This is a genomic window from Corynebacterium sp. CCM 9203, assembly GCF_041357675.1.
In the GTDB taxonomy this organism is placed as follows: Bacteria; Actinomycetota; Actinomycetes; order Mycobacteriales; family Mycobacteriaceae; genus Corynebacterium.
This window is the reverse complement of record NZ_JAUERY010000002.1, coordinates 438,538-451,413: the sequence shown is the minus strand read 5'-3', so window position 1 is coordinate 451,413 and position 12,876 is coordinate 438,538. Positions and strand designations below refer to the sequence as shown.

Genomic DNA, 12,876 nt, shown 5'->3' with positions numbered 1-12,876 from the left:
GGTGAAGTTCAACCGCATCCTAAAGTTAAGAAAAAGGTTAAAAGTATGGCACAGGGAACTGTGAAGTGGTTCAACGCTGAAAAGGGCTTTGGTTTCATTGCCCCGGCCGATGGATCCGATGATGTCTTCGTTCACTACTCCGAGATTCAGGGTAACGGTTTCCGTACCCTCGAGGAGAACCAGCAGGTCGAGTTCGAGATCGGTGAAGGCGCTAAGGGCCCGCAGGCCCAGCAGGTTCACGCCCTCTAAGGTCTCACCACCTGACTTGAAAACCCGGATTTCCCGCAGTGATGCGGTGGAAGCCGGGTTTTCTGCATCTCTGGGCGGATTTTTAGCGGCTTCCTGAAGTGTGGCGAGTGTATCCGTATACCCAGCGTGAGGGGTGCCACCTGTCACTGTGGTTCGTGATGGGTGCATTTGGAAGGTAAAGAAACTTAGGCGGCTAGACCCGGGTGGGGGTAATTCCCAGGTGCTAACTGTATGGCGGGAAAGTGGGTTTGTCCGGCGTGAACGGTGTACCGCAGGTGCATCTGAACGAGGAGTATCCCCGGTGATGCCGTGCAGTGGAGACATATACAACTGTGTACGGTAGTCGAAGATGAAGAACACCCACTGTTCGAGAGGTACGTAACCCAAGTGGCAGCAGCTAAGCGGTCAGGCACGAAACGACTGGTCATTGTCGAGTCGCAGACGAAGGCGAAGAAGATCGCCCCCTATCTGGGAAGCGACTATATCGTCGAGGCATCCGTCGGGCACATCCGTGACCTGCCGCGCGGTGCCGCTGATGTACCGGCGAAGTATAAGAAGGAACCTTGGGCACGTCTCGGGGTGGATGTCGAGCATGGCTTTGCTCCGCTGTACGTGGTCAGCGCGGACAAGAAGAAGAAGGTCTCGGACCTCAAGGCCAAACTCAAGGATGTCGATGAGCTTTACCTCGCCACCGACCCTGACCGTGAGGGCGAAGCCATCGCCTGGCATCTGCTCGAGGTGCTGAAGCCGAAGGTCCCGGTCCGGCGCATGGTGTTCAACGAGATCACCAAACCCGCGATCCTTGCGGCTGCGGAAAATACCCGCGAACTGGACGCCAATCTCGTCGACGCCCAGGAGGCCCGCCGCATCCTGGACAGGCTCTACGGTTACGAGATCTCCCCGGTGCTGTGGAAGAAGGTCATGCCTCGCTTGTCGGCCGGTCGTGTCCAGTCCGTGGCAACCCGGGTGATCGTCGAGCGGGAACGTGAACGGATGGCGTTCATTTCGGCGCACTACTGGGATATTGCGGCTGAGTTCGACACCGGTAACCCGTCCGCGGACGCGACCAACCCGCGAGTCTTCTCTGCACGCCTGACGGCTGTCGATGGGTCACGTGTCGCAGCGGGTCGGGACTTCAACGACCGAGGTGTTCTCAAGACCGATTCTGTCGTCGTCATCGACGAACAGCGGGCACGTCAGCTCGCGGATGGCCTCGCACAGTCGACGATGGCTGTTGTGGGTGTCGAGGAGAAGCCGTACACCCGCCGCCCGTACCCGCCGTTCATGACGTCGACATTGCAGCAGGAGGCCGGCCGGAAACTCCACTACACCTCGGACCGCACGATGCGTATCGCACAGCGGCTGTACGAGAACGGCCACATCACGTACATGCGCACCGACTCCACGACGCTGTCCGCGTCGGGCATTGAAGCGGCCCGGACCCAGGCTGTCGAACTCTACGGACGGGACTATGTCTCTGATGCTCCCCGCCAGTACACCCGTAAGGCGAAGAACTCCCAGGAGGCGCACGAGGCGATCCGTCCGGCAGGAGAGACCTTCGCCACCCCGGGTGAGCTGCACAGTCAGCTCGATGCCGAGGAGTTCAAGCTCTACGAACTGATCTGGCAGCGCACCGTGGCGTCCCAGATGGCCGATGCCAGGGGCACCTCCATGAAGGTGACCATCGCGGGTAACGCTGATGACGGGTCGGCCTGTGAGTTCGCTGCGACGGGGCGCACAATCACGTTCCCTGGTTTCCTCAAAGCATATGTCGAGGTGTCCCGACAAGCGGATGGCCGCGATGTGGCGGACAACGCGGAGAAGCAGCTTCCGCGCCTCAACGAGGGTGATGCCCTGACGATCTCCGACGTCACGGCAGAAGGCCACACCACCAATCCACCCGCCAGGTACACAGAGGCGTCGTTGGTGAAGAAGATGGAGGATCTGGGTATCGGGCGTCCGTCGACGTATGCGTCGATCATCAAGACGATCCAGGATCGCGGGTACGTCTATCCGCGAGGTAGTGCGCTGGTACCCAGTTGGGTCGCTTTCGCGGTCGTCGGGCTGTTGGAGGCGTCGTTCTCATCGCTGGTGGACTACGATTTCACGTCCTCGATGGAGGATGAGCTTGATGAGATAGCGGCGGGGACGGAGAACCGTACGCACTGGCTCAACGGGTTCTACTTCGGCAACGTGGAGGCATCCGACGCGATGGCGGAGACGGTGGCCCGGCTCGGTGGTCTGAAAGCGCTCGTCGGTGACAACCTCGAACACATCGATGCCCGCAGCGTGAACTCCCTGCATCTGTTCGATGACGAGGAAGGCCGGGGTATCTTCGTCCGGGTCGGACGCTACGGCCCGTACCTTGAGCGGCAGGTAGGTACCGCAGAGGACGGTTCCCCGGAACATCAGCGGGCGAATTTGCCGGATTCGATGACTCCGGACGAACTGAACCTTGCAGCGGCAGAGAAGCTTTTCGCTACGCCGCAGGGTGGGCGGGAACTGGGAGTCAATCCTGCCAATGGGCGGATCATCGTGGCCAAGGAGGGGCGTTACGGCCCGTACGTGACCGAACTGGTCACGGATGCGGAACGTGAGGGTGCTCTGGGGATTGCAGAGAAGGTTGTCGCCGAGGAGCGTGCCGCCGAGGACGCGCAGCGTGCCGCCGAGGGGAAGCGGGCGAAGAATTGGGAGACCAAAACCGCCGCGAACCAGAAGGAGAAGCGGGTCAACCAGATCATCGAGGAGACCCTCAAACCGGGAACCGCATCACTCTTTTCTTCCATGGAGCCGGCGACGGTGACGCTGGAGGATGCGCTGCGGCTGTTGTCTCTGCCGCGAGAGGTCGGAACCGACCCAACGGACGGTGAACTGATCACGGCCCAGAACGGTCGTTACGGTCCCTACCTGAAGAAGGGCAACGATTCCCGGTCGCTCGCGGACGAAGAGCAGATCTTCACTGTCACTCTCGACGAGGCGCGCCGCATCTACGCAGAACCGAAACGTCGTGGTCGTGCGCAGGCGGCTCCGCCATTGAAGACACTGGGTGACAATGATGTGTCGGGTAAACCGATGGTGGTCAAGGATGGCCGCTTCGGCCCTTATGTCACCGACGGCGAAACCAATGCGTCGCTGCGGAAGGGAGACACCCCCGAGACGATGACTGACGTTCGGGCGTGTGAACTGCTCTCCGAGCGGCGCGCCAAGGAAGCCGCGAACCCATCCCCGGCGAAGAAGACTCGGAAGAAAGCGACCAAGAAAGCCGCGAAAAAAACGGTGAAGAAGACCACGAAGCGTGTGGTCAAAGCGGGAACGAAGAAGAAATAGCTCTGAATCGGACTGCGGCGGGTTCGTGCGGTAATCCGCATGGGCCAGCGGTCCCGGCCCTGATGATGGTCCATGTACAGTGCGGATTCGAGGTCGACCGCTGCGGGACAATCCCGGAGCCGCAGGGAGGATGTTCGCGGCATGTTCTGCTCAACGTGTAGCAGGTGGATACCGGCGTATTCGTCGGGTCCCGTGGTGTGCCCGCACTGCCGCACAATCCAACCGGCCCCGGATGGGGAACAATCCTGCGACTTTCTTAGCCCGACGCCGCCGAAACGTCGGCAACGCGGTTTTCTCTTCAAGACCGCCACCGCGCTGCTCTTCTTCTGTCTCATCTCGACCATCGGATTCGGGTCACTCCGCTTCTGGACGCCGCCGTCGACGGCATTCATGAGGAACCATGAGGGGCCCTACGTATACGAGTACGTTTCGGTCGACCACATCAGTCGGAATGTGCTGGCCGCCATGATCCTGCATGAGGATGATCAGCTCGGTCCCCGGGTTCAGGCTTTTGACTGGGGAGATTTTCTGGGGCGGGCTCGGGCATATGTGACAGGAACCAAACAAGAGACCTATTCGACAATTCCCCAGCAATTGGCCAAAAACCTGTTCTTTTCCCCGGAACCCAGTGCAGTGCGCAAGGCGGTGGAGGTGTACCCGGCGTCGTTTCTCGCCTTCTCCCTGCCCGATTCCAGGATTATCGAGCTGTACGCGAACTATGCGGAATTCGGGGACGGCATCTACGGGGTATGCGCAGCGTCCTGGTACTACTTCGACACTCCACCGTGGTTTGTCTCTGAATCCGAAGCCGCCCAGCTCGCCGGAATGCTACCGAACCCCAAGGACGTCGTCCGGCTGCAGGGTGGCGGGGTGTCACACCCCGCCACCGCCGAATATCCCAGCGCCGCTTACCACATCAACGGTGCATTGAACGTCGACATCCCGCAGCGCCTCCGAGCATGGGGAGGGTGGGAAAACGTCATGGAGAGCATCGGAATCCACGACTCGGCCGGTGATCACTCGGATTCCAGGCCCTCCCCGACGTCATGTTCGGTGATGCCGGAGGGCATCCGTGCCCGGCTGGCGCGGGAGGACCCGGGATTCAGATCCCGGTGGCCCTGACGGACACGGAGCTATGCCCGCTCGGCGAGTGTCGCGCGGATAGGGCGTGCCAGTTGGGTCAACTCATGGCGCCCCCGCAGTTCCACGGACTTCAGCAGCGTCCACCGGGCGCGCTCGGCCTCGTTCGCGTCACGCAGGGTGGCGGCGGAGGTGAGCACCTGCCCAGGGGTGTTCTTGGCCAGTTCAGTCAGCCTCGCGGCCTGATTCACGGCGTCCCCGATGACGGTGTACTCGAAACGGTCATGCCCACCGATGTGCCCGGCAACGACATGTCCTGCAGAGACACCGATGCCGCAGGATAACTCCATGCCTTTGAGCTCCTGACGTAGCTCACGGGCGGCTGCGAGAGCATGCCCGGTGGCGTCGGCGAGTTGAAGCGGCGCACCGAAGACAGCGAGAGCTGCGTCCCCCTGGAACTTGTTGATGATGCCCTTGTGCCGGTGCACCACATCCACGACGTGCTCGAAGAACTGGTTGAGTGCCGCCACGACCTCCTCAGGGGTGTGATTCACCGCGAATCCCGTTGAGCCGATGACATCGACGAACAGAACCGCCACCTTTCGATCCTCGCCCCCGAGGGTTGGGCGTTCCTCCATAGCCCTGTGCGCGACCTCCGTACCGACGTAACGGCCGAAGAGCTCACGGACACGTTGACGCTCCCGGAGACCTCGCATCATCTCGTTGAACCCGGCCTGGAGCACCCCGATTTCGGAACCGTCGTAAATGTCTACCTGGGTGGAGGTCTCCCCTCGTCGAACCTTGTTGATCGCGTCCTGTAGTTCACGGATAGGGTCAACGACGCTCATGATCACGAGCGCTGTAGCCGCGAATCCCGTCACGAGGGCCGCGAGCGCGAGCGCGATCACTGCGGGCAGAATGTCTTCGGGATCCGCCGTGAAATAACCGCTCTTCTGTCCAGCGATGAGCAAAAGAATGCCGATGGCCGGGATGCCGGTCGTGGATAACCAGGTGAGCTGGAGACGTCGCTGTACCGGAGGTTCCAGAGTGGAGTCCTCGAAACGGCGGGCGAGAGCAATCACCGCGACCGGGCGGACGAGCCGCGCCGCTTCAAGATAGGTCAGCAGGACGATGACTGATCCTCCGAGGAAACTCGTCAGCCCCACGACCAGAGCGTGTCTGGGAGACTCCTCCACCCCCGCGACGGTGGTGATGATGCCGATACCGATCATCCACACGGCCCCCGCGAGCGCGGACTGGTACACCGGTATTCGCATGACCAGATTGCGCACCATATTCGGGTCATGCGCCTCCGGGTGCCGCTGCCAGCGGAGTACCGGAAGGAACAGCGCTGCCGTCGCGATGACGCCCACGACGATGGCGAACAAGAGGTACCCGACAGCGAGTACCGGGAGATACTCCGCGCGGTGCGTCACCTCGGATGTGGCGGGCAGCGGAACGAGGAACTTCAGAAATAGCATGACACCCACGGCGCCGAGTACATTCGAGCCGAGCACCGTCGCGGCATACAGTGGCCACGAGGTACCCCACAGCCACCTGATGATTTGTGCGACACGACTCATGACCTTCACCTTATCCGGCCCGCCGGACACGTGCGTGGCGTTGCTTATAGGCTGGGGGAGTGAGCACGCCGAAGGCCCCCCAGAACCCTGCCGACGTCCCGGTGACCGGACCGGACCGGGACGGAAACGATGTCTTTGATCGGGTCGCGGGTTCCCCGGCCGTCCGCCGCACGCTAACGTCCGCAGCGGCGTCGGCACGCACCCGCGCAGCGCGGAGAGGCAGGGACGACACAGAATCGACCGGAGCCACGGAAGCGGGCATGACCCACTCATGGCTGTTCACCGGGCCTCCAGGCTCCGGACGTTCGGTGGCCGCCCTCGCCTTCGCCGCAGCCCTCGTGTGCGGAGATCCGAATAGTACGGGATGCGGGAGATGCACCGCCTGCCGAACGGCGCTCGCCGGGACACACGCCGACGTCATCCACGTGGTGCCACACGAGCTGAGCATCAGTGTCAGTCGGATGCGCGACGTGATCCGGGACGCCTCCAAACGCCCCACCACCGCCGACTGGAGGGTCGTGGTCATCGAAGATGCCGACCGGTTGAGTGACGCGGCGGCCAACGCACTACTGAAAACGGTGGAGGAGCCCCCGGAACGGACGGTGATCATCCTATGCGCCCCGTCGACGGACCCCCGGGACATCGCCATCACGCTGCGCTCGCGGTGCCGACACGTCTACATCCCGACACCAGCGATCCCCGACGTCGCCCGCATTCTCGTCCGTGAACTCGGAGTCGCGGAAGGGGACGCGAACCTCGCCGCCGCAGCATCGGCCGGGCACATCGGGCGTGCGAGGAATCTTGTGCGCAGCACTGCGGCGCAGCAACGACGTGCACAAGTGCTGGGGCTCGCCAGACTGGTGTACGAGGGTGACCTCGCATTCCGGGAGGTGACCAACCTCATCCGCACCATCGAGACGGAAGCCGGGGAAACCCTCGATGCCCTCGACGAGAGGGAGACCGAGAAACTGGCCGTCGCGCTCGGAATGGGGGCGAAGGGCAAGGGAACGGTGAAAGCCCTGCGCGGCACCCGCACGGAGATCAAAGACCTGGAGGAGAAACAGAAACGACGCCGCACCCGCTACCTGCGGGACGCCCTCGACCTCTCCCTAGTGGATCTCGCGGGACTCTACAGGGACGCCCTGCTCACCTCATCCGGGGCGCAGGAGGTGCAACGCATTCATCCGGACATGGCGGAAATCGTCGACAAACTCGCGGAACGCAACACCGCTGAAGCTCTGGTGGCGTGCCTCGATGCCGTGACGCTCTGCCGGGAATCCCTCGGACAGAGTGTACGGCCCGTCGTGGCCATGGACGCGCTCGTCGGACGGCTCCGCAAAGCATGCGGAGTGTCCTGAAAAACCGGATCACGGTGGGTTTTCGTGTCAGAGGTGATCATGCGCTAGAGTGGACAACCGGTAGCGATACCACGCCGCCTTAGCTCAGTCGGTAGAGCATTTCACTCGTAATGAAAAGGTCGCGAGTTCGATTCTCGCAGGCGGCTCCACTTAGACGCCCATTTTGATACAAAGCCTGGTCTGACGGGTGGCGGATCAGAAAGGGCGTTTTTACTTGTTATCTCGGGTTTCTGGCGGTTCGCTTGTACTGGGCTGTGGTGCTACGAGGATTCGCTGGGGGTATCGGACAGACGATTCTCACGGCTTCGATGTGGGTTGAGTCTTCTGACGGCATGAAGCGTCAAAGGTATTGGCTTCCGCCCAAAAGTATATGGGTGGCGTTAAAATGTGCTGACTCACTACCCGGGCGGAAAGTACTGCACTGCACAAGGCTTCCGGTGGAGGTCTCGGGTGCTCAAGCTTTCCCGCCAACTACCGGTGGCTGGTGGGCTCGATCACCCCGAGTGAGGTGGTAGTGCATGAACGCGGTGTTTGACGCCCACCGAGACGGCCCCTGGGTCCGGGCATCGGGCCCGTGCCGAGGAGTCCGGCGAAACGGTGAGGCGATGTCGGACCGGGCTGCGTGGCCGATTGCGTTCAGCAGTGGCTGGTTTAGCGTGTTCGGGACGCCTAGGCAGAACACCAGCCATGCAGGCATGGTCGGCCAGTGCACGACGACTTCTGTGCTGTAGGCGGCGGATATAGTCCTGAGCCCGGGCGCGTGTTCGCTGTGGGTACGCTGAACGGGCTGTGGTTGACCGACATCACCGAGCACAAGACCGTCGAGGGCAAGTTCTGCCTCTGTGTGATCAAGTGGTGTCTACTCGGATCGTAGGGTGCTCGATCGAGTCGAGGGTGAAGTCGCGGCTGGCTGTCCGGGTGCTCGGGAACGCTGTCGTGATCTGTAGCGATGTCGTTGGCCACGTCGTTTACAACGATAGGGGCAGTCACTTTTCTCCCGCCGGGAGTTTCTGGTGTGTTCTTGCGCGTTGTCGCTGGCCTGGTCGGGCCGAGTGGGGACAATACCGCTGACCGCTGTGGAATCGTTGTTTGCGCTCCTGTAAAACAGTGCTCCTCGGCCGCGCCGTACCTAGGCCCATCTGCGGGGAGATGCTGATCGTAGGTAGTGGCCTGGATTGAGTGAGTCTTTTATCGCCGATATCGTCTGGCCTGTTTGATGCCTGTCGGTTTTGAGACGGTCATGAACACGACAGGCACACTGGCTGCGTGACTACAACCTGTTACCTACCCGTACAAACAGAACCGATTACCCCACGGTTATAGTTGCAAAAGGACTTGTTGTCCATCGAAGGACTATTCATTGAGTCTGAGGACAGTACCTACGGAATTACCTACCCGGGATCTGGAAGAGCCCGAGAAACAGATGGTGCAGCAGGCCCTCGAGTGCACCCACCACGGCGAGCATGGCGATGTGATACCGCGAATACACTGCTGATCGATGCTGGGGCTCGGGCCGTGTCCCTGTAGGCGAATGTCGCATCACGTTTGGACTTAGCCTTGACCGGGCCTGTTCTGCAAGTTTCACGGCGTTCTCCGCCGTTATGCGTGATGTTGAAGAGCGGAATCTTTGTCATCAATATTACCCGGCCTGGCGGCCCTAGCATTGGCGAATCCGATACGACATCATCAATCCAGCATCTCGCGAGACTCTCATATCGGGAATGCCAAAAATTCTGTAGTAAAAATCCGTCTAAACAAAAGCTGGCGGGAAAGATACATTATTTCGTATCTTTGACACTCTGTTTCTCTATGTCACCCTTAGCGCCTGGACAGGGGACACCTCAACCGCGCGCCGAGACGCAATCAGTGAAGCACACGCACCAACTGCAATAGTGACTGCGATGGTCAGTCCGAAGAATCCCAGAGGGAGACCTAATTCGAAGCGCAATTCGTCTGCTCTGTTCACGAGCGAATACACTCCGCTCACTGCTACAGTCATTCCAGCCATCACGCCAAGTAAAGCACCTAAGCTAGTAAGTAACAGGGTTTCCAACACAAGCGAAAGTCGAATATCTGACCTCAGATTTCCCAGGGCTCGCTGTAGTCCAATCTCTTGCGTCCTTTCCATGACTGAAACGCGAAGAGTATTAGAAATACCAACCATTGCAATTAATACACCAATTGTTAATAGCAATAATGCGAAAGTAGTTAAGAGCTTAATGTAGCCTTCTAGTTCCGCAACTTGCTGACTTGATCCTTGATATGAAACTGGTAGGCCCGACAACGCCTGCGATAGGGAGGCAACTGCATCAGTGACGTCAACGTTATCGGCAAACTTAACCCACACCTCTAATCTGTGTTCTCCGCCGATAGAATCAAAATCAGATTGAGTAACATAGGCATAGTTGGTTCCCTCGTCTCGTGTATCCGCTTGAAGTTCTAAGACCCCTCCCGGGCTTTCGATTTTGACGGCACTGCCATTCCTGATCTCAAACTGATTTCCGAGAAAAACGGTTCCTGGTTTTACTATTTCAAGGTACCGGGGTGTTTGAACAGCTTGCTGCAACTCGGGGCTAATTTTAACAATTTTTGCCCCTTTGATGACTTCACCATTGCTTTGAACATCGGCGCTCAAAGTTTCCACAACTGCGCTACTCTTGATAATGCCAAGTGTAGAAATTTTATTTATAATATCCTCGGCAGAAACGTGATCCTCATCGAAAGAAATAGAGATACTGGGCAAAGGTACATCAGTGAGCGACTTATTTATTGATGCGAAAACCGTCGAGCTACCAGTTCCGATTAATGCGATAAAGGCAACCGTAACTGCTGTGAGGGTTCCAATTGAAGATGACCTCATTTGATGGGTGCGAATCTTCTCCAACGCCTCGGTTGCTGCAACGGAACGTTCTACTCCGGGAATGTTCAGCAAGATACCAGAAATTTTATGGATCAGGCCGGAAATCAGGCATAGTCCAAGCGCAATAGTGATCGCACTAATAACGATTGTTACGAGGAGCATTCCTAAGTACGCAGACAGGACCATCCCAACAACACCGAGAAGAAAGAAGAGGTTAGTCACCGTAGTCACTAGTTTCCTAGTTCCATGACTAGTATTCGTATAGCTTGACTCTCTAAGAGCCCCGAGGGGGGTGTTTCTCATTGCTTGTTTCGCAGGTCCAAGCGCACCGACAATGCAGACAACCGTTCCAAGCGTTAGCGAAATGATGATACTCTTAACGCTCGTTCCAAAGGTCATTGGTATTGATGGAATTAAAAGAACGAACGCGATAATGCTCAGCGAAAAGGTGGCGCCCAAGATAGCTCCAAATAGCCCCGTACCGGCAGCATCACCAAGTACCGATCGGAAAATCTGGCCACGGCTAGCCCCGAGACAACGTTGTAATGAATAATCGCGCCGATCTTTTTCGATTCGTACAACAAAAACCGACCGAATTACCAGTACCAGAACGAGGAACGCGGCAAGTAGAACTCCGGCAACTCCCATCTGAATATACGTCGCACCTGGTAATGAGTATCGGGTCTTTTGCTTAATAAATTCATTGATCGAAATAACGGTTGGGTGTTTTTCGGAAGTCGATACTGCAGAACGAATACCCTCCAGAACCTCATTTGATTCTGGTGCTTGAATTAGAAGCTGTGAGTAGCTATCAGAGGCAACGTCACGAATGCTATTGATCGTTTCGACGCCACCATAAACAACATGATCTGACCCGGGTACCGAGGAGCCGGGAGTTTCAATTAAGCCAGATATTATAGCAGCACTAGGGTCAGCATCTTCCACATTCCACTTGATATATACTATATCTCCGACCGACAATCCCCAATTAGTAGCAATCGAAGCGTCTATCAAAATTTCATTAGGCGCCTTCGGTAATGATCCAGAGATAAGCTCGGAGTCCTCTGAGACCCAATCGAGTGAGCGGAGGCGCACTGGATTTTCAAGAGTGCCGCGTTGGATAAATCCGATACTATCAACAGAAGGTTGAATTGAGCTTACTCCCGGAACTTTGAGAATCTGATCGCGCAATTCAGCATTGATTGGATTTGTGTCATACCGGGGTCCAGATATAGTCACCGCATAGTTATAGTCTTTAAATGCATTTCGAAGGTTCTTTTCAGTGGTCTTCCAGAGGGAATCATTGAAAGTCAATACCGAGGTGAGGAAGAACACTCCGAGGGTTACTGCTATGATAACCGGCCGTAGTCTGGAAAATGAATTCCTCATGAGATGTCACCTTCAGTAGAAGTGAAGTGCTGTGAACGTGGAATCTCGATGCCTTCAATTCGACCATCAAGCATGCGCACAATTCGATCAGCACGATTAGCCGCATCGTGATCGTGGGTAACCATCATTATCGATTGGCCCAACTGTTTAGTGCAGTAAACGAAAAGCTCTAATAGTTGTGAACTTGTTTCTGAATCAAGCGCACCTGTCGGTTCATCAGCAAACACGATTTGTGGCCGACTGAGCATCGACCTAGCGATTGCAACACGTTGTTGTTGTCCACCTGACATCTGACTAGGGAAGCGTTCGAGTAGATTACCGATTCCGAGAATTTCGACAACTTCTTCTAGCCAAGCCGTATCCTCCCGGCAGCGTCGGAGTCGAAGAGGGTAGAGGATATTCTCGAGTGCAGTCTTTGAGGATATGAGGTTATATGCTTGGAAAATAAAACCAACAGATTCACGACGCATCTCAGTCAATTTACGATCATTGAGTTTGGTGATGTCGATGCCAGTAAGCAATATTTGTCCAGAATCAACAGAATCCAAACCAGAGGCGCAATGGAGAAGTGTCGATTTTCCAGATCCAGAAGGGCCGGTTACTGCAAGAAATTCTCCTGCCTGTATCTTTAGCTCGACATCAATTAGCCCAGTTACCTTTTCTTCTCCCACAGAGTAGTATTTACTGATACGGTCGATTACTAGTGGTTGTATATCCTTCTGTCTAGCCACGGATTCGCCTTTCTGAAAATGTGCCATTTGGGTGATTTGAACTTCAATATAAACATTTATATGCTCAATACTTTTAGAAAATCTATTATATTTAATTAGATTGGAAGCCTGGGATACTTCAGTGCTGTAATCTTTTGTTCTTTAGGGTGGTTGGGGGTTTGCTACATAAGTAGTGTAGGGCAAGGGGCGCTAATGTTCGACTATATTTATCTTTGGCCCCCTGTTTTAGGCTCGTAGAGACAGTTTCTCAGTTGTGTGGTCGGTGGTCAAGGGGTATGTATCGGGGGGTAAAAATTTGA

8 protein-coding genes and 1 tRNA gene are annotated in these 12,876 nt (G+C 57.0%); 6 read left to right on the top strand and 3 right to left on the bottom strand.

Translation table 11 applies throughout. The features are described from left to right. Window positions 1-45 precede the first annotated feature (45 nt). The 3 genes from QWU44_RS05375 to QWU44_RS05365 all read left to right on the top strand — a co-directional run bounded on the left by QWU44_RS05375 (window position 46) and on the right by QWU44_RS05365 (window position 4,698). Window positions 46-249: a cold-shock protein gene (locus tag QWU44_RS05375; RefSeq protein ID WP_370914659.1), complete on the top strand. Its 204-nt coding sequence runs from the start codon at window positions 46-48 to the stop codon at window positions 247-249. A 387-nt stretch (window positions 250-636) separates the two neighbouring features. Next, the gene (topA, locus tag QWU44_RS05370; protein ID WP_370914658.1) at window positions 637-3,576 is read left to right on the top strand and encodes a type I DNA topoisomerase; all 2,940 of its coding nucleotides are present in this window, start codon (window positions 637-639) and stop codon (window positions 3,574-3,576) included. A 72-nt stretch (window positions 3,577-3,648) separates the two neighbouring features. Further along, window positions 3,649-4,698 (top strand): transglycosylase domain-containing protein, encoded by a 1,050-nt coding sequence (locus tag QWU44_RS05365; RefSeq protein ID WP_370914657.1) that lies wholly within the window; start codon window positions 3,649-3,651, stop codon window positions 4,696-4,698. Between the two features lie 11 nt (window positions 4,699-4,709). Here QWU44_RS05365 and QWU44_RS05360 read toward each other — a convergent pair whose 3' ends face one another. Continuing rightward, on the bottom strand, window positions 4,710-6,239 hold the full coding sequence (locus tag QWU44_RS05360; protein WP_370914656.1) for an adenylate/guanylate cyclase domain-containing protein: 1,530 nt from the start codon (window positions 6,237-6,239) through the stop codon (window positions 4,710-4,712). A 101-nt stretch (window positions 6,240-6,340) separates the two neighbouring features. Here QWU44_RS05360 and QWU44_RS05355 point away from each other — a divergent pair, with 101 nt between their 5' ends. The 3 genes from QWU44_RS05355 to QWU44_RS05345 all read left to right on the top strand — a co-directional run bounded on the left by QWU44_RS05355 (window position 6,341) and on the right by QWU44_RS05345 (window position 8,328). Next, on the top strand, window positions 6,341-7,597 hold the full coding sequence (locus QWU44_RS05355) for a DNA polymerase III subunit delta' (protein ID WP_370914912.1): 1,257 nt from the start codon (window positions 6,341-6,343) through the stop codon (window positions 7,595-7,597). 73 nt (window positions 7,598-7,670) lie between these two features. After that, window positions 7,671-7,746: transfer RNA gene (locus QWU44_RS05350), tRNA-Thr, on the top strand. 369 nt (window positions 7,747-8,115) lie between these two features. Next, a complete protein-coding gene (locus tag QWU44_RS05345; RefSeq protein ID WP_370914655.1) occupies window positions 8,116-8,328 on the top strand; it encodes a hypothetical protein in 213 nt (70 codons plus the stop codon). 1,076 nt (window positions 8,329-9,404) lie between these two features. On the opposite strand, the gene QWU44_RS05340 is transcribed toward QWU44_RS05345, so the two are convergent. Then, window positions 9,405-11,846 carry an ABC transporter permease gene (locus QWU44_RS05340; RefSeq protein WP_370914654.1) on the bottom strand — a complete coding sequence of 814 codons (2,442 nt, stop codon included), beginning with the start codon at window positions 11,844-11,846 and terminating at the stop codon, window positions 9,405-9,407. After that, window positions 11,843-12,577, bottom strand: coding sequence for an ABC transporter ATP-binding protein (locus QWU44_RS05335; protein WP_370914653.1), 735 nt, complete (start codon window positions 12,575-12,577; stop codon window positions 11,843-11,845). The genes QWU44_RS05340 and QWU44_RS05335 overlap by 4 nt, the downstream gene beginning before the upstream one ends. Window positions 12,578-12,876: the final 299 nt, after the last annotated feature.